This is a genomic window from Polynucleobacter sp. MWH-Spelu-300-X4 (assembly GCF_018687515.1).
Taxonomy (GTDB): Bacteria; Pseudomonadota; Gammaproteobacteria; order Burkholderiales; family Burkholderiaceae; genus Polynucleobacter.
The window spans coordinates 452,499-471,318 of sequence record NZ_CP061294.1 but is presented as its reverse complement, the minus strand read 5'-3'; the positions used below and the strand labels follow the sequence as shown (position 1 = coordinate 471,318).

At 44.3% G+C, this 18,820-nt stretch carries 14 protein-coding genes; 5 read left to right on the top strand and 9 right to left on the bottom strand.

The features are described 5' to 3' along the window. Window positions 1-6 precede the first annotated feature (6 nt). Together ICV01_RS02440 and ICV01_RS02435 are read right to left on the bottom strand one after the other, a co-directional pair. Window positions 7-483: a DUF1854 domain-containing protein gene (locus tag ICV01_RS02440; protein ID WP_215288259.1), complete on the bottom strand. Its 477-nt coding sequence runs from the start codon at window positions 481-483 to the stop codon at window positions 7-9. After that, entirely contained in the window at window positions 476-2,749 is a 2,274-nt protein-coding gene (locus ICV01_RS02435; protein WP_215289090.1) for an ABC transporter ATP-binding protein, read from the bottom strand. Before ICV01_RS02435 ends, ICV01_RS02440 begins: the two co-directional genes overlap by 8 nt. A gap of 177 nt (window positions 2,750-2,926) precedes the next feature. Here ICV01_RS02435 and cphA (ICV01_RS02430) point away from each other — a divergent pair, with 177 nt between their 5' ends. Continuing rightward, window positions 2,927-5,077 carry a cyanophycin synthetase gene (gene cphA / locus ICV01_RS02430; protein ID WP_215288257.1) on the top strand — a complete coding sequence of 717 codons (2,151 nt, stop codon included), beginning with the start codon at window positions 2,927-2,929 and terminating at the stop codon, window positions 5,075-5,077. 8 nt (window positions 5,078-5,085) lie between these two features. Next, window positions 5,086-7,656 (top strand): cyanophycin synthetase, encoded by a 2,571-nt coding sequence (gene cphA / locus ICV01_RS02425; RefSeq protein ID WP_215288254.1) that lies wholly within the window; start codon window positions 5,086-5,088, stop codon window positions 7,654-7,656. Window positions 7,657-7,673: 17 nt separating this feature from the next. On the opposite strand, the gene ICV01_RS02420 is transcribed toward cphA (ICV01_RS02425), so the two are convergent. After that, entirely contained in the window at window positions 7,674-8,459 is a 786-nt protein-coding gene (locus ICV01_RS02420) for a ThiF family adenylyltransferase (RefSeq protein WP_215288252.1), read from the bottom strand. Window positions 8,460-8,480: 21 nt separating this feature from the next. Between ICV01_RS02420 and pdxH the strand changes: the two genes are divergently transcribed. Further along, the gene (gene pdxH, locus ICV01_RS02415; protein ID WP_215288250.1) at window positions 8,481-9,119 is read left to right on the top strand and encodes a pyridoxamine 5'-phosphate oxidase; all 639 of its coding nucleotides are present in this window, start codon (window positions 8,481-8,483) and stop codon (window positions 9,117-9,119) included. 4 nt (window positions 9,120-9,123) lie between these two features. Here pdxH and msrA read toward each other — a convergent pair whose 3' ends face one another. Beyond that, the gene (msrA, locus tag ICV01_RS02410; RefSeq protein ID WP_215288248.1) at window positions 9,124-9,678 is read right to left on the bottom strand and encodes a peptide-methionine (S)-S-oxide reductase MsrA; all 555 of its coding nucleotides are present in this window, start codon (window positions 9,676-9,678) and stop codon (window positions 9,124-9,126) included. Between the two features lie 113 nt (window positions 9,679-9,791). On the opposite strand from msrA, the gene ICV01_RS02405 reads away from it, so the two are divergent. Continuing rightward, complete coding sequence (locus ICV01_RS02405; RefSeq protein WP_215288246.1) at window positions 9,792-11,189, top strand: coniferyl aldehyde dehydrogenase; 1,398 nt, start codon at window positions 9,792-9,794, stop codon at window positions 11,187-11,189. Here ICV01_RS02405 and ICV01_RS02400 read toward each other — a convergent pair whose 3' ends face one another. The 4 genes from ICV01_RS02400 to hemC are packed head-to-tail and all read right to left on the bottom strand — an operon-like array spanning window position 11,190 to window position 14,871. Continuing rightward, the gene (locus ICV01_RS02400; protein ID WP_215288244.1) at window positions 11,190-12,383 is read right to left on the bottom strand and encodes a heme biosynthesis HemY N-terminal domain-containing protein; all 1,194 of its coding nucleotides are present in this window, start codon (window positions 12,381-12,383) and stop codon (window positions 11,190-11,192) included. A 2-nt stretch (window positions 12,384-12,385) separates the two neighbouring features. Beyond that, window positions 12,386-13,084, bottom strand: a complete 699-nt coding sequence (locus ICV01_RS02395) for a uroporphyrinogen-III C-methyltransferase (RefSeq protein ID WP_215288242.1) — start codon at window positions 13,082-13,084, stop codon at window positions 12,386-12,388. 24 nt (window positions 13,085-13,108) lie between these two features. Beyond that, window positions 13,109-13,906: a uroporphyrinogen-III synthase gene (locus ICV01_RS02390; RefSeq protein ID WP_215288240.1), complete on the bottom strand. Its 798-nt coding sequence runs from the start codon at window positions 13,904-13,906 to the stop codon at window positions 13,109-13,111. Window positions 13,907-13,920: 14 nt separating this feature from the next. Continuing rightward, window positions 13,921-14,871 carry a hydroxymethylbilane synthase gene (gene hemC, locus ICV01_RS02385; RefSeq protein WP_251369374.1) on the bottom strand — a complete coding sequence of 317 codons (951 nt, stop codon included), beginning with the start codon at window positions 14,869-14,871 and terminating at the stop codon, window positions 13,921-13,923. Between the two features lie 35 nt (window positions 14,872-14,906). Here hemC and argH point away from each other — a divergent pair, with 35 nt between their 5' ends. After that, window positions 14,907-16,337, top strand: coding sequence for an argininosuccinate lyase (argH, locus tag ICV01_RS02380; protein WP_215288236.1), 1,431 nt, complete (start codon window positions 14,907-14,909; stop codon window positions 16,335-16,337). Window positions 16,338-16,469: 132 nt separating this feature from the next. Here argH and ICV01_RS02375 read toward each other — a convergent pair whose 3' ends face one another. Then, window positions 16,470-18,719: an arginine/lysine/ornithine decarboxylase gene (locus ICV01_RS02375; protein WP_215288234.1), complete on the bottom strand. Its 2,250-nt coding sequence runs from the start codon at window positions 18,717-18,719 to the stop codon at window positions 16,470-16,472. Between the last annotated feature and the right edge of the window lie 101 nt (window positions 18,720-18,820).

The window sequence follows — 18,820 nt, the reverse complement described above, 5'->3', positions numbered from 1 at the left end:
TTTTTCTTATAAAAATCTATCTAACAAACGTCTGCTATGTTTATCTAAGCTCTGAATATCTTGGATTAAATACTGTACGCCATGATTATCAGAAACCAGGAACATGGTTTTATTAATACGCCGAATATCATCTTCACCACGCAAAATAAACTGCGTGGCGCCTCGACTAGTTTCAACCTGCCACGTGCTGGGCGTAGCGAATGTAGAAACATCATTAATTTTTGTTAGAACGGGCATAAATTCCCTGGCCGCCAACTCTTCATTAATTAAAGCTTGATTTTCAGCACTTGTTTGATTCAGTTGATCCAGCCAAACTAACTCATGCCCCTCACGGTCGACTATAGCAATAGATTGATCTGGATCGCTAATAGGGAAAGCCCTGACCGGAACCACATCGGTGAAAGTTCCCTGATCACTTTCCAAAGACAAATGGCCGAACGCATTACGCGATAGCGTGAAACGCAGATGATCGAACTCAGCCATGACTCACTCCCAATTCATTCTCTTCAGTTGCTTCCATAGCTTGGCGAGCTTGCGTCTCATACATACGATGGTAAACACCCTGCACCGCCATCAACTGCTCATGGCTGCCCTCTTCAATTACCTGACCCTTATCTAAAACAATCAAACGATCCGCCTTACGTAAAGTAGATAGTCGATGGGCAATCGCAATAGTTGTACGACCCTGAACTAAATTATCGAGTGCCTTTTGAATCTCTTTTTCAGTCGTGCTATCAACTGAAGAGGTTGCCTCATCCAAAATTAAAATTTGGGGATTAATTAATAAGGCTCTTGCAATAGAAATGCGTTGGCGCTCACCGCCAGATAAAGATTGTCCGCGCTCACCAACCAATGAGTCATAACCATGTGGCAAACGCAAAATAAACTCATGTGCATGTGCAGCCCTGGCAGCGGCAATTACCTCGGCTCGAGTTGCATCAGGCTTTCCGTATGCAATATTGTCAGCAATCGTGCCAAAAAATAAAAATGGCTCTTGCAATACTAGGCCAATATGTTTGCGATACTCAGCAACAGGAATCGAACGAATATCAATGCCATCAATTTTGATTGTGCCTTCAGCGGTGTCATAAAAACGACAAATCAAATTGACCAAAGTACTCTTACCAGAGCCACTGTGCCCCACCAAGCCCACCATCTCACCCGGAGCAATCTTAAGATTAACGCCTTTCGTTACCGAACGATTGCCATAACGGAATCCCACATTCTGTAACTCAATACTACCCTTAACCTCACCCAATTTAACCGGATTTACTGGCTCAGGAACACTCGAGACATGATCCAAAATATCAAAAATTCGCTTTGCTCCAGTCGCTGCTTTTTGCGTAAATGAAACAATCCGACTCATTGAATCTAAACGTGTATAGAACCTGCTGATATAGGCTAAACAAGCCGTCAACATACCAACGGTAATGGCGTCGTGAGAAATCTGCCAAATACCAAATGCCCAAACAACTAAGAGACCAATTTCAGTTAACAAGGTAATCGTTGGAGAGAATAAAGCCCACACCTTATTAACCCGATCATTGACTGCCAAGTTATGTTGGTTAGCTACATTAAAACGATCAGACTCACGCTGCTCTTGAGCAAAAGCCTTCACCACACGAATACCTGGAATCGTGTCAGCCAAAACACTAGTCACCTCAGACCAAATGCGATCAATTTTTTCAAAGCCATAACGCAATTTGTCTCGCACCACATGAATCATCCATGCAATAAATGGCAATGGAATTAAAGTCACTAATGCCAACCATGGGTTAATCGAAACCAAAATGGCTGCCGTCATCAAGATCATCAACACATCCGTTGCAAAATCCAATAGATGCAAGGATAGAAAGACGCAAATGCGGTCTGATTCCGACCCAATACGAGCCATCAAATCACCCGTGCGTTTTCCACCAAAATATTCCAAAGATAACTTCAGCAGATGTTCGTAAGTTGTCGTTCTTAAGTCTGCCCCAATGCGCTCACTCACCAAGGCCAAGATGTAGGTTTTCGCCCAACCTAAAGACCAAGCCAAGAGTGCCGCTAACAACAAGCCCCCCAAATACAACCCAGCCAATGCGTAATCAATCGGTTTGCCACTTTGATATGGCAACAAGATCTCGTCCATCAAAGGCATCGTTAAATACGGAGGCACCAAGGTTGCCGCAGTTGAAGCAAGCGTCAACAAGAACCCTGCAAGCAATTGCCCTTTATAAGGTTTTGCAAAACGCCATAAACGAAACAAGGTCCACGTTGATGGTGGTGTCATATTTTCAGAAGTACATGCTGGGCAATCGTCTTGATCGGGAGGTAAAGGAACCCAGCAAGTTGGGCATAAAGGCTGTCCCACCAACTCATCAGACGCAGGGTCAATCTTTCCTAAAAATTTACCCAACTCCAATTTGTATTGCTGCATTAAACGATTAGCAGCAGGGTTTTGCGCTAAGGTGAATCGCCATAGAGCTAAACGCCCAGACTCATGACACAACTCAAGACTAGCAACGCCTGCATGGTCATGCAGATTTAAACGCAGATTAGCGCTATAGGGCCAGAACTCCCAAGCCTCTCGACTTTCCAATGTCGTCAAGGATTGGCCTGTTTTAGAGGCAAGAAGACCGTGGGTTGTTAAACAAAGCAGGCTATTGGAATAGCGTAATTGGGTATTTAAATCCAACTCCAAAAAGGCTAATACTTGCTCATCCGCTAACAAAACTCGTGGCAACAAAAAACGCCAGTGCTCTGGCATACGACTAACTTGGCTAGAATCTGTAAAGGTCAAGGGAAACGGTACTTTTAATTTTTATTAAGGCTTTAATTATCTCAAATTTAAGAATCAAAATATTTGCATTTTTTGTCAACAAAAACAGTGCCTAAGCGTTGAAAGACAACGTACAATGAAGCACTTTTGGCAATTTAGCCCTACATGACTAAAAAAACTATAGAAATCATAGACATAAAGGTTCTCCGCGGACCTAGCATGTGGACTTATCGCCCCGTACTCGAAGCTTGGGTCGATATTGGTGATTTAGAAGACTGCCCATCCAACACAATCCCTGGTTTTACTGAGCGCCTTTGCGCTTGGCTCCCGACTCTTATCGAACATCGTTGCAGTTATGGTGAACGCGGTGGATTTATTAAACGCCTCGAAGAAGGTACATGGCCAGCACATATTCTTGAACATGTCACATTAGAGCTACAAAATTTAGCTGGTATGCCTGGCGGTTTTGGTAAAGCTAGAGAAACAAATAAGCGTGGCGTTTACAAAGTAGTGGTACGTGCTTGGCATGAAAAAATTACTAAAACGGCGCTCTACCATGCACGCGATTTAGTCATGGCTGCAATTGAAGATCGCCCATTTGATGTGCCAGCCGCCATTAAAGAAATTGAAGATTTAGTTGATAGCCTATATCTAGGCCCTAGCACTGGCTGCATCGTGGATGCCGCACGCGAAAGACGCATTCCTTCAAATCGTTTATCTGAAGGTAACTTGGTTCAACTAGGTTACGGTAACAAACAAAGACGCATTTGGACTGCAGAAACTGATTCAACGAGTGCGATTGGCGAAGGCATTTCAAGAGACAAAGATTTAACCAAAACACTCCTAGCCGCTTGCGGCGTTCCTGTTCCAGAAGGTCGCATGGTTGATAGCGCTAGCGATGCCTGGGAAGCAGCCCAAGATATTGGTGTGCCTGTGGTGGTCAAGCCCTACGACGGCAATCACGCGCGCGGCGTATTTACTAACCTTTCAACTCAAGTTGAAATTGAAAAAGCATATGCGGACGCTCTCAAAGAAGGTAGCGGCGTCATGGTTGAAAGATATATCCCAGGCAATGAGCACCGTCTTCTAGTGGTAGGTAAAAAAGTAGTAGCTGCGGCCAAAGGCGAGTCAGCTTGGGTTAAAGGGGATGGTAAACGTTCTATTCGTGATTTGATTAATGAAGAAATCAACACGGATCCAAGACGTGGTGATGCGGAGATTTTGCCTTTAAGCCCTGTTCTTTTTGACACCATGTTAGAACTTGAATTGTCACGTCAAAATCTAACGATTGATGCAATACCAACGATTGGTCAAGAAGTCTTGGTGCAACGATCAGGCAATATGGCTTTTGAGGTAACGCATTTGATGCATCCTGATGTCGCTGAACAAGTCGCATTGGCTGCTCGCGTAGTAGGCTTAGATATCGCTGGCGTCGACCTAGTTGCTCAAGATATCTCTCGGCCACTGGAAGAACAAGGGGCTGCGATTGTTGAAGTGAATGCTGGGCCAGGACTCATCATGCATCTCAAACCAGCCGTTGGTGAGCCACAGCCGGTGGGTGCAGCCATCGTTGAGCACCTCTTCCCTGATGGCGCAAACGGACGTATTCCAATTGTTGGTGTAACGGGTTCTCGCGGCAAAACGATGGTGGCGCAAATGGTGACTCATTTAATGCAACTGACTGGGCTTAAAGTAGGCCTTGCCTGCAGCAAGGGGGCCTTCTTTAATCAACGCCTACAGACAACCGGTAACTGTGCCAACTGGACAAGTGCGAATCGCATTCTTCTCAACCGCCAAGTTGAAGCTGCTGTCTTTGAAAATGACAGCCGCACCATTCTGAATGAAGGTCTAGCTTACGATCGATGTACTGTTGGCATTGTGACAAGCCTAGATCCGAATGACACAGTCCCTGAATGTGCCATTGTTGAACCGGAGCACATCTATAACGTGATGCGTACGCAAGTCGACCTTGTATTACCTTCAGGAGCAGCCATTCTTAACGCTGATGATGAAGCTGTGGCAAAAATGGCAGAACTATCAGATGGTGAAGTTATCTTTATCAGCAAGTATGGTCAAAATGAAACCACCCAAAAACATTTGCAACAAGGTGGTAAGGCTATCTTTACCGAAAATGAAAAAATTGTTTTAGCGCACGGTCCGGATAAAACAGTTTTAACAAACATATCGAGCATCCCTGTTTTGCAATCTAGCAGTAAGGCTCATGCATTAGAAAACGTATTAGCTGCCGTTGGTGCCGCTTGGGCATTAAATATTCCTAAAGACATCATCGTAGCTGGCTTGCAAACTTACAACTAAACATACTCATGGAACTAACTCGTATCCGCGCACTAAGAGGCCCTAATTTATGGGGGCGACATACTGCTCTAGAAGCATTAGTGAAGTGCGAAGAAAACGAAAAAGTTATTACCAATATTTCCGGCTTTGAAACTCGTTTACGCGCTCGCTTCCCTGAATTAAGCCCTTTGCGCTCCCATAGTCAAAATGAGGTGATCTCATTAGCGCATGCTTTAGAAGTTTGCTCACGTGATTTACAAGCTCAGGCAGGCTGCCCAGTAACATTTAGTCGCACCATGTCAACACCGGATGATGGTGTTTATATCGTTGTTGTTGAATATAGCGAAGAAAAAGTCGGGCGCTTAGCGCTAGACCTAGCCATGAAACTGTGTCGATCTGCCTTAATCGATAATGGCTCACACCTAGAAGAGTACATCGCACAACTCAGAGAACTTGATGAAGACATTCGCTTAGGCCCAAGCACTGGATCGATTGTTGATGCGGCTATTGCGAGAGGCATTCCCTATCGACGCCTCACAGAAGGTAGCATGGTTCAGCTAGGCTGGGGAAGCAAACAGAAACGTATTCAAGCAGCAGAAACCAGCTCAACTAGCGCCATTGCTGAATCCATTGCGCAGGATAAAGAACTAACTAAAAATTTATTGCATGCCGCAGGCGTACCAGTACCTATTGGGAAAATTGTGACTACTGTTGAAGAGGCCTGGGATGCTTATTTAGAAATTAATGCGCCTGTTGCAATCAAACCAAGAGATGGCAATCAAGGTAAAGGTGTTGCCGTTAATATTAGCACTCGAGAACAAATCGAAGTTGCTTTTAACGCTGCATCAAGAATATCTTCTGAAGTCATTATCGAGCGCTATTTGCCTGGCCACGACCATCGCTTACTTGTGATTGGTAATCAATTAGTGGCAGCTGCCAGACGCGAACCTCCTTACGTCATTGGAGATAACAAGCATACTGTTCGTCAATTAGTCGACACGGTCAACAAGGATCCTTTACGTGGTGATGGCCATGCAACCTCTCTGAGCAAAATCAGAATTGATGACATCGCCATCTCAACACTCAAAAATCAGAATCTAACACCTGAATGCGTCCCTCCTAAAGGACTGCGTGTCACCTTAAGAAACAATGCCAACCTAAGTACTGGTGGCACAGCCACGGATGTGACTGATGACGTACATCCAGATTTAGCTGCTTCAGCGATTGCAGCAGCCCAAATGGTAGGGTTAGATATTTGTGGCGTAGATGTGGTGTGTGACAACGTTTATCGCCCTCTTGAAGATCAAGGTGGCGGCATTGTTGAAGTGAATGCAGCCCCTGGTTTAAGAATGCACCTTCACCCTTCTTACGGTAAAGGCCGCCCTGTTGGCGAAGCCATCATTTCTACGATGTTTGGTAAAAATGATGATGGCCGTATCCCTGTCGTCGCTGTTTCTGGCACCAATGGCAAAACCACCACGGTCAAATTAATTGCTCATTTATTTGAGGAACAAGGTTTGCGCGTTGGCCTCACCGGTACAGATGGCGTTTATGTCAATGGAAGGCGCATTGATACAGGCGACTGTAGTGGCCCTAAGAGTGCCCGCAATGTACTCATGCACCCTGATGTGGATGCCGCCATTTTAGAAACAGCGCGCGGGGGCATCTTAAGAGAAGGTTTAGGATTTGATCGTTGCCAAGTAGCCGTTGTTACCAATATCGGTGAAGGCGACCACCTAGGCATGAACTACATCAATACAGCCTCTGAGTTAGCGGCAGTTAAACGTGTGATTGTTCAAAACGTTGCCCCCAATGGAACAGCTGTATTAAATGCTGCCGACCCCATTGTGGCAAAAATGGCGAAAGCTTGCCCAGGGTCAGTTACTTATTTTGCAAAAGATGCCAATCATCCAGTCATGGCTAAACACCGAGCACAAGGTTTACGTGTTGTGTTTGTGCAAAACAATACGATTGTTGCAACCGAGGGTAAAAAAGAATTTCATATTGAATTAGGTCAGGTGCCCATTACAGCTAATGGCACGATTGGCTTCCAGGTTGAAAATGTTCTAGCAGTTGTGGGTGCCGCGTGGGCTTTAAATATTCCTTGGGAAACCATTGCCCAAGGTCTCAGCTCTTTTGTTAGCGATGCTAAAACAGTGCCTGGTAGATTTAACATGTTTAACCATAAAGGCGCCACCATTATTGCCGACTATGGCCATAACCCAGATGCCATTCAAGCCCTATCTGACACCATCATGAATATGCCTGCGAAAAAACGTATGGTTGTGATTAGTGGTGCAGGCGATAGAAGAGATGAAGATTTGCGTCGCCAAACAGAGATTCTCGGTCAATCATTTGATCATGTCATTTTGTATGAAGATCAATGCCAACGAGGTAGAGCTGACGGTGAAGTTATTGCCATCATGCGTGACGGTTTAAGCTCTTCTAAACAAGTGAAGAAAGTGGAAGAGTTTTACGGTGAGTTCTTGGCAATTGATAAAGCACTAGAACAAATTGGGCCAGAAGATATTTGCCTCATCTTAGTGGATCAGGTTGATGAAGCGCTCGAACACATCGCTCAGAACGTTAAACCAGCTTAATTAACAGAATTTCTTATTTAAGCTGGTTTTAAACTTTTTAAATAATTCTTTTTGATTATTTTTAAAGCCTCAGCTGCAGCTACAAAGCCAAAGGTTGCAGTCACTGTCACAGCAGAACCATATCCCGAACAGGCCAACCCCCCGCTCGATACCCCTTGCCTCGGTTCGTCAGAATAAATAGCCGTTATCTGAAATTTCTTCTTAGGGTCAGAAGTGAAACCATGCTCTTTACGCAAGTTATAACGAATTTTTGACAACAAAGGGTCTTGCGTGGTTTTGGTCAAATCTTCCGCGCTGATACGACTAGGATCTAACTTGCCACCAGCTCCACCGCAAATAATTAAAGGGATATCTTTTCGGCAATAAGCAGCTAGAGCTGTTTTCATTTTCACATCATCAGTAGCATCTAATACGACAAAGTTATGAAATTGGACTGCCCTAGATTTTTTAGCGCCCTGACCTAAATGCTCACTCATATTTTCTGGCGTTAAAAAATCATCAATCACATTGATTTTTAATTGAGGATTGATGAGCAAAAGACGCTCTGTCATCGCTTGAACCTTAGATTTGCCAAACTCACCCTCAACGGCATGCAATTGGCGATTCACATTACTTTCCGCAATATGGTCAAAATCAACTAAAGTTAACTCACCTACAGCACTTCTAGCTAAAGCCTCAGCAGCCCAAGAGCCAACACCCCCCAAGCCCGCCACAAGTACATGAGCCTGCTCAAAGGCAGCAAGCCCTTCCTCGCCATACAAGCGAGCTACCCCACCAAAACGTCTACTTTGATTGATTTCCATAAGCGCAATATACTCAACAATATGACTAAGTTAGCAGATTTAAGAAAATCTTATATAAAAGGCAGTCTCTCCGAAGAGGATGTGCAAAAAAATCCTATCGATCAGTTCAATATCTGGTTCGATCAGGCGCGTCATGCTGAATTACCTGAACCCAACGCCATGACCGTGGCATCCGTGGATGAGAATGGAAAACCAAGTGCTCGCGTGGTGCTGATTAAAGAAGTTAATCATAAAGGTTTTGTGTTTTTTACCAATTATGAAAGTCGTAAAGGCAAAGCTCTCACTCACAACCCACAAGCTGCACTCCTGTTCTTTTGGCCTGAGTTAGAACGTCAGATCCGAATTGAAGGCAGCGTGGAAAAACTATCAGATGAAGAGAGTGATGAGTATTTTCACTCAAGGCCATTAGACTCGCGCATTGGCGCCTGGGCATCACCGCAAAGCCAAGTCATTTCAGGAAGATCTGTTCTAGTCGCTAAAGCTGCTGAATACGCACTTAAATTCGCCTTAAATCCCCCACGTCCACCACACTGGGGCGGCTTTAGAGTTAAACCTCAAGCATTAGAATTTTGGCAAGGCAGACCATCTCGTCTACATGATCGTATCCGCTATACCCAACAGGCTTACGGCATTTGGAAAATAGAACGTTTAGCGCCTTGATGGCCTAAAGCAATAAATTTGAAAACTGCTGTCTAAATTTACTCACTTTAGGACCCACCACAAAAGCGCAATACCCCTGCTCAGGGTGGTGCAAGAAATAATTCTGGTGATAATCCTCAGCCTTGTAGTAAACAGGTAAATCAGCAATTTCCGTTAATATCGGCGCATCAAATACTTGCTCTTTTTGCAATCTAGCAATCACCTGATAAGCAGTCTCTCGTTGCGTCTCATCGTGACAGTAAATAACAGAACGATATTGCGTACCAACATCATTGCCTTGGCGGTTTAAAGTTGTTGGGTCATGAATAGCAAAAAATATTTCTAGCAATTTTTCATAACTAATTTGAGCTGAGTCATAAGTGATCTGCACAACCTCAGCATGACCTGTTTGACCTGAACAAACAGATTCATAGTCAGGGTTTAATGTATCGCCGCCCGCATAACCAGACTCAACATGCAATACACCTTTCACTAGCTGATAAACCGCTTCTAAACACCAAAAACAACCGCACCCAAGGGTGGCTATTTTGGTTTCTAAGTTTGATGCTGTATGTGTCATGATATTTACTGTATTAATTGTTATCTTGACTATAAACCACCCTGTTATATCCACTAGTAACTATAAAATATTGTTTAACAATCTGCAGCGAACAAAACTGAGACAATATACCCATGAGCGCACTTTATTTACATCTAGAAGACCTAAAAAAAGCCTATCAACATGATGCATATCCTAGCCTTGCCGTTCGCAAAGAGCGCATTGAACGCATCATAAAAATGATAAATAAATATGAGGACAACCTTTGCAAGGTTGTTCTGGCTGACTTTGGTCATCGTCATCCAGTTGAAACTCGTCTAGCTGAATTAAATGCCATCAAACAAGCAGCCCGATATGCCATCAAACACTTAGATAAGTGGATGCAAGCCCATAGTATTGAGGTTCCCACACATCTGAAACCTTCTAAAGCATCTATTCAAGCACAACCCAAAGGGGTTGTTGGCATCATGAGCCCTTGGAACTACCCACTCCAACTAGCTCTATTACCGGCCATTTCAGCTCTTGCCGCTGGCAACCGTGTTTGGCTAAAGCCATCAGAAAGAGCCCCTCGCACAGCCGGCTATTTAGCTACCATGATTGCTGAGTATTTTCACCCGCTTGAGTTTTCAGTCACAACCGGTGATATCAACGTCGCAAAAGAATTTTCTTCTCTCGCATTTGATCATTTATTTTTCACAGGATCTACAGCCGCAGGCAAGCAAGTGATGCGTGCAGCGGCCGACAGCCTAACTCCCGTAACGCTAGAATTAGGCGGCAAGTCTCCAGCAATCATTCACAGCGATGCTCATTTAGAAGATGCAGCCAAACGTATTATGTACGGCAAGCTTTTCAATAATGGTCAAACTTGCGTCGCACCCGACTATGTTTTAACTAAAAAAGAATTAATTCCCCAACTAGTAACAGCCTGCCAACAAGCAGCAAAGAGTATGTTTAGCCAACCCGGCGATTTAACTCACCCAATCGATCAAGCTCAATTAAATCGTTGGCAATACTTGACTCAAGAAGCTGTTGGCAAAGGCGCACACGTCACCGAACTACTTGAACCACACCCCGAAAGACCATTCACGCCCATCATACTTACTGGTGCACCAGCAGATAGTCTAATCATGAAAGAAGAAATATTTGGTCCAATTCTTCCTATCATTGGCGTCAACTCCCAAGAAGAAGTGATTGAATATATCCAAAATCAAGATCGGCCATTAGCCATGTATTGGTTTGGTAAAGACAAGAAAGTACTCAGCGACCTATTACTCAAAACACATGCTGGCGGGGTAACCATCAACGACACCCTATTGCATGTGGCATTAGAAGAATTACCTTTTGGGGGTGTTGGCGCAAGCGGTATGGGTAGCTACCATGGTCAATTTGGCTTTAATACATTTAGCCATCAAAAACCTGTGCTAGAAACCAAAGGCTTCCTAGGAATCCGTAAATGGATGGGCACAAGCTTAGCGCACCCACCCTATGGAAAAACTATCGAAAAATTGATTCGCCGACTAGGTACAAAATAATTAGCTTGCTGAGTAAATCTTAGCGGCCAACTTATACTGCTCAGCAGCTTGCTCAGGCTCATCAAGAGCCTCATGCAGCCCAGCCAAGCACATATGAGCATCAGCTCTCATTACTGGCTTAGCTTTCACGTCATGAAGCAAGCCTTGCAAACTCGACTTAGCTTTACCCCATAAGTTCTGAGAGATACAAATACGCGCGAGCGCTAACGAAAGCGCTAACTCACCCGGATACTTCATCATCCAAGCTTCAATTTTTTGAATTTGCGCCAAAGCATTTTGACCAGGAATAACACAATCAGGATAAATATCAATCAGAGATTGATCCCACTCTTGATCTAAAGATTCTTCAATAAGCTCTTTCGCTAAATCTTGTTTGCCAGCAGCGAATAAACCATTCGCCATGACCAAAACAACTCTAGAAACTTTACGATCTTCTTTAGGTAGGCTTTTCCAAATGCGCAGCAAAGCCTCATGATCCGTTGCCTTTTGCTGCACAAGCTTAGCAACTGCCTCTTGCACATTTTTCTGCACCAATACCGGATGCAAGGCTTCGCGTTTAGCTAACGTATGCGTTAGGCGTAACACTTCTTCCCAACGCTTTAAATGTTGATTAGCTCGCAAAGCGATTCTCTGCACAAATAATTGACGAGCCCCACCTTTTTGCAACTGCTCAATCGTAGCTAGCGCACCATCGGCATCGCTTGAATCCATTTGCATATCAGCCATCGCCACTAAACGGGCTTGCTGTTTTTCATTAGACGTTATTTTTGACAGCCACTGATCACGTAAATCAAATTTATTTAAACGATGAGCAGCTCGAGCTGCTAATAAAGCCGCTGTCTCAGCCATTGCCGTATTAGCGCTAGCAGCCTCAGCAGCTTTTAATGCTTTAGAAAAACGGCCAGCAAAAATATCCTCGATGGCCTCGGATAAATACGCCACAGATCTTGCCTCACGACGTTTACGTCGATATGCAGCAGCTTGTTTAGGTAAATTCAAAATAGCCGCTAATGTTTTCCAAGTAAATAATGTAGAAAAGAAAACAACAACTACAACAGCGATAAAAATATTTAAGCTCGTATCCAACCGATAGGGCGGAAAATAAATCGTGATGTGCCCCGCATTACTAGTTGCAAATAAAGCTAATACAACTGCTACGGCAAATAAAAAGGCGATCCAAAGGGCTCCTCGCATACTTATTTACCTTTCTGACTCTGCTGATTAGCCATATCAGCCTTTAAATCAGCCAATGCTTTTTGCATTGCCACTACTGCTGGGGCTTGAGCTTGATAGTGTTTAGAGAGCAACTGTTCCGCCTGAACCAAATCTTCTTTACATACATTAGGCATGCGCGATAGCCAAGCCATCCTCGCACTCACCAAATGAAGGCGCAATTGTTGACGAACCAAATCTTGGGCAGCAGGCGTTAACGCAACGTCTTTCACATCACCCACTACTTGAATACGGACTAAACGATCACCCATACCTTGAATCTCTTTCAAAACCTTCTGACTCAAACTGGTCGCTGGGGTAGTAGACACTGACGCTTGCGAAGCAGGCGTTGGCAAGGCATTCATGGGCAATGGAGGTAAACGATTAATTAGTTCAGCTATCTTTCCGGCAGTTGGCGCCAAAGCGCGCTCGGCCTCTAAAGAACCTTTTAACACCTGATCTAACTCGGATTCATGAGCAGTTATCACGGCTAATTGAGCCTCTAGTTCAGCGACACGTGCATCCAACTTAGCAGGCCGATGATACAAACGGAAACCTCCCTCAATCCCCAACCATAAGATACAAACAGCTAAAGCAATCCATAGAGCCTTCCATAAACCCTGCGTTAAGGCATCCGATTTAACGGTTTTAGGCTTGTTATTCTGTTGATTGTTGTTTTCCATCTTAATCACTGCCTCTTTATTTACTTAATTAGCTAAGCTATTAAACCAATTTTGACTTGCAAAAACCAGATTATCGTCTCCCGGGGAGCACAGCTCCACTTTTTTAAAACCCTCATTTTTTGCAGACTCTACAATTCTAGGGTGAGAGCAAATTATCTTAGCAAGAGTTAACCAATCGCTACCCCAATCCTTCTGCTCTTTTAAATAATGTGCGAAATGGTGAACCGCCTCAGATGAAGTAAGTAAACAGGCCGACTGCCCCGGACTAGCTTTCTCCAAACTTTGCCAAGCAGCCGCCTCTTTAGATAAAGGAACACGCCGGTAAGTCTCAAATTGAGTAATTTGTGCACCATGGGATAAGAACTGCTCTGAGAGCCACTCACGCCCACCCGCCCCCCTTAAAAAAAGTATTTTCTTGCCACGCCAATCACTTTCAACTTGATTTAATTCACGCCATAAACCTTCAGAATCCCAATTCGCCGGGTTTTTTGGGAAATACACGTGATAACCATTAGCTATAGTGATCTCACGACGATCTAAGGCTTCAGCGCTACCCCCGCCAACAACCGCGATGGCAACCGATTTAGGCCATGCTGTTTGTAACAGGCGCATGCCACATTCGATAGCATTTGGGCTAACAAAAATCGCCAAATCTGTTTGTTCAACTAATTTCTTCAGCTTTTGGCTATCTTCTAACTTTTCGTTAGGGACAATTGATAAAAGAGGTAAATGGATTAAATGTAAGTCAGGAACGCGCTGACCTAGTAGCTCCGCTAAACGCATTGACTGCCCAACAGGGCGCGTTAATACCAGATTAGCCACAATTAACCCATCCTTTATCTTGGAGGTAATAAAGCGATCGCACCCTGAGCAATCAAATCATCAGCCACCGATAAACCCATGGCATCCGCTGCTTGAGTGGTAGCTAAAGATAACTTCTTCTCGGCACGGCATACCTGAGTCCCATCCGTACTTGCCACGAATGCTCTTAAATACAAATCACTTGCCCCTTCCCAAACCGCATAAGCGGCCAAAGGAACATCGCAAGATCCGCCCAAAGCCCTTGAAACAGCGCGCTCAGCACTCACAGCCAATTGTGATGGCACATGATTTAAGGGAGCTAGCCAAGCATGCATATCGGCACGCCCAGCACGAATTTCAATACCTAAAGCCCCTTGACCAGCGGCAGGAAGGCTGTCATCGACTGCCAATAAGCTACGAATCCTAGAGGCCAGCCCCAATCGTTTAAGACCTGCAGCGGCCAAAATAATGGCTGCATACTCACCTTTATCCAATTTACCCAAACGAGTATCCAAGTTGCCTCTTAATGGACGAATCTCCAAATGTGGGTATCTAGCCCTTAAAGAGGCCTCTCTGCGCAAACTAGCAGTCCCAACGACACTACCCGCCGGTAAATCAGCCAAAGTGGCGTAATCATTCGATACAAAGGCATCCCGAGCGTCTTCACGCTCCATAATGCACGCCAAATCAAAGCCCTCTGGCAATTGCATAGGAACATCTTTTAAAGAGTGAACGGCTAAATCGGCCTCCCCCTTCTCTAAAGCCACCTCTAATTCTTTAACAAACAAACCTTTCCCACCCACTTTAGAGAGGGTTCTATCCAAAATTTGATCCCCACGGGTGGTCATGCCCAAAATGCTGACATCACAGTCTGGATAGAGTTTTTTCAAGCAATCACGGACATATTCAGCCTGCCACATGGCCAAACGGCTCTCACGGGAGGCAATAACTAGTTTTTTAGGATAAGAAATTTGCGTCATAACCATAAGCATAAGGCCTTTGAGGCAATATACTTACATTTATGGCAGATTTAGACAAAAACAAAAACTCTTTAGACAACAAAGACCAAGCTTGGTCGGCTCGTTTTGCCGAGCCTGTGGCGGAACTCGTGCAACGATATACCGCTTCCGTTGATTTTGATAAACGCATGGCCTTGGTTGATATTCAAGGTTCATTGGCACATGCCGACATGTTGGCTGCGCAAAAAATTATCAGTGCGCAAGATTTAGCGGACATTCAAAAAGGCATGGCGCAGATACGCTCAGAAATCGAAGCGGGCACATTCGCATGGGAGCTTGCTTTAGAAGATGTTCATCTCAACATTGAAGCTCGCCTAACAAAATTAGTCGGCGACGCGGGCAAGCGTTTACACACAGGTCGTTCACGTAACGATCAAGTGGCAACAGATATTCGTTTATGGCTACGTGGCGCGATTGATGAAATTCAACAAGAGTTGAAATCATTCCAAACAGGCCTAATAGGTTTGGCTGAAAAACACGCCAACACCATCATGCCAGGCTTCACGCACTTACAAGTTGCGCAACCCATCACCTTTGGCCACCACATGATGGCCTACGCGGAAATGTTTGCACGTGATGCAGAACGTTTAGCAGACTGCCGTAAGCGTGTAAATCGCCTACCTTTAGGATCAGCGGCGTTGGCTGGAACAAGCTACCCCATTGATCGCGAACGCGTCGCAAAAACATTAGGCTTTGAAGCTGTCTGCCAAAACTCTTTAGATGCGGTATCAGATAGAGACTTTGCCATTGAATTCTGCGCGACAGCTTCTTTAGTCATGACGCATATCTCACGTTTATCAGAAGAGCTCATTCTTTGGATGAGCCCACGCGTTGGCTTCATTGATTTACCAGATCGTTTCTGTACAGGTAGCTCCATCATGCCGCAGAAAAAGAATCCTGATGTACCTGAATTAGCTCGCGGTAAAACAGGTCGCGTTAATGGCAACCTAATTTCTTTATTAACTTTAATGAAGGGCCAACCCTTGGCCTACAACAAAGATAACCAAGAAGATAAAGAGCCTTTATTTGATTCCGCAGACACATTACGCGACACGTTACGCATCTTCGCCGACATGGTGCCGCATATTCAGGTAAAAGCAGAGACCATGAGAGCAGCCGCTCTCCAAGGTTTTGCAACGGCCACAGATCTAGCTGACTACCTTGTGAAAAAAGGTTTGCCATTCCGTGATGCGCACGAGGCTGTGGCACATGCAGTTAAAGCTTGCTCAAATAAAGGGTGCGATTTATCGGACTTATCACTCGCCGATCTACGCGCAGCTTGTGACTTAGGCGATAAATCCAATTTAATTGGCGAAGACGCCTTTGAAGTTCTCACCTTAGAAGGCTCAGTTAACAGTCGCAACCACACAGGCGGCACTGCCCCTGAACAAGTAAAAAAGGCTATCGCTATTTACCGTAAGAACTTAGGTTAATTTATTTATTTATTTATTTATTTATTTATTTATTTATTTATTTATTTATTTATTTATTTATTTAAAAATTTTATTAATCCAGAAATAAAAAAGGCTCCTAGGAGCCTTTTTTATTTTTTGGAAATACCGGTTTTAACTTTTCACGCAGTCAACATAATATTCCCTACGACCATTCACTTCACCCTTCACCAAGCCATGAACATCTGTTTCAAAACCAGGGAACTGTTCATTAAAATCGCGAGTAAAGCGCAAGTAATCAACAATGCGTTTATTGAAACGCTCACCAGGAATTAACAATGGAATGCCTGGAGGATAAGGCGTTACCAACATCGCTGTCACACGCCCCTCCAACTCGTCAATTTGCACGCGCTCGATATCGCGATGAGCCATTTTCGCCCAAGCATCTGAAGGCTTCATTGCTGGCACCATATCTGATAAATACATCTCAGTTGTCATGCGAGCCACATCGTATTTTTTATAAACCTGGTGGATTTGTTGACATAAATCTCTTAAGCCAATGCGCTCATAGCGTGGATGCTTTACGACGAACTCAGGCAATACGCGCCACAAAGGTTGATTCTTATCGTAGTCATCTTTAAATTGTTGCAAAGTCGTCAATAAGGTATTCCAACGACCCTTAGTAATACCGATGGTGAACATAATGAAGAAAGAATACAAGCCAGTCTTCTCAATAATCACACCATGTTCTGCTAAATATTTAGCAACAATACTTGCTGGGATACCTGTTTCAGCAAAACTGCCATCCACCTCTAAACCAGGATTAATAACCGTTGCCTTGATAGGATCCAGCATATTGAATCCATCAGATAGTTGACCAAAATCATGCCAACGCTCTCCCGCCTTTAATACCCAGTCTTCACGCTCCCCAATGCCTTCATCAGCCAAATAGTCGGGGCCCCAAACCTTAAACCACCAATCAGCGCCCCACTCTTCATCCACCTTACGCATCGCACGACGGAAGTCCAAGGATTCAGCAATCGACTCTTGCACCAAAGCGGTTCCACCTGGCGGCTCCATCATGGCAGCGGCCACATCACAAGAAGCAATAATGGCATATTGCGGGCTTGTCGATGTATGCATCAAATATGATTCGTTAAAGCAATCGTTATCTAAGCGATTAGTTTCGGAGTCTTGAACCAAGATTTGAGAAGCCTGGGACAATCCAGCCAATAATTTATGTGTAGATTGGGTTGAGAACACCATACTCTCTTTTGAGCGTGGGCGATCTTTACCAATCGCATGCATATTTTTATAGAAATCATGGAAAGTCGCATGTGGCAACCATGCCTCGTCAAAGTGCAAAGTATCTACTTTGCCATCCAACATTTCCTTAATCATCTCAACGTTATATAGAACGCCGTCATAGGTACTTTGCGTAATAGTTAAAACGCGAGGTTTAGCATTTTTATCTGTAATGAATGGGTTGTTTTCAATTTTCTTCTGAATCGCAGCCCAATCAAACTCTTCTTTAGGAATCGGGCCAATAATGCCGTAGTGATTACGAGTTGGCATCAAGAACACAGGAATCGCGCCTGTCATCATGATGGCGTGCAAAATAGATTTGTGGCAGTTGCGGTCAACTAAAACGATATCGCCTGGCGCAACAGTTGAATGCCAAACAATTTTGTTAGATGTCGAAGTGCCATTCGTTACGAAAAATAAATGGTCCGCATTAAAAATACGCGCAGCATTGCGCTCACTAGCGGCAACCGGGCCAGTGTGGTCTAACAACTGACCCAACTCATCCACCGCATTACACACGTCCGCACGCAACATATTCTCACCAAAGAATTGATGGAACATTTGACCAACAGGGCTCTTTAAGAAAGCAACACCACCTGAGTGACCTGGGCAATGCCAAGAATAAGAACCATCTGAAGCGTAATGAGTTAACGCCTTGAAAAATGGTGGCGGCAATGAATCAAGATATACCTTAGCTTCGCGAATGATATGGCGAGCGACAAACTCTGCCGTATCTTCATTCATATGAATAAAGCCATGCAATTCGCGCAAGACATCATTAGGAATATGACGAGAAGTTCTAGTTTCACCGTATAAGAAGATAGGAATCTCTTCATTACGTTTACGAACTTCAACCACAAAAGCTCGTAATCCTTCTAATGCAGTATCAATCTCCGCACTAGAACCAGATCCAAACTCTTCATCATCAATCGATAGAATAAAACATGAGGCACGGGCAGCCTGTTGGGCAAAAGAAGTTAAATCACCATAACTGGTTAAACCTAATACTTCCATACCCTCGTTTTCAATCGCCTCCGCAAGCGCACGTGCGCCTGAACCTGAGATATTCTCAGTGCGGAAATCCTCGTCAATAATGACTACCGGAAAACGAAATTTCATAGCGACCCCCACCTAACTAATAGACCCCAATTAAGGGGCAATTTCTTAAAAACGAGACTATAGCGATAAAACGCTTCTTTGGCTTGAATTATTGAGCTATT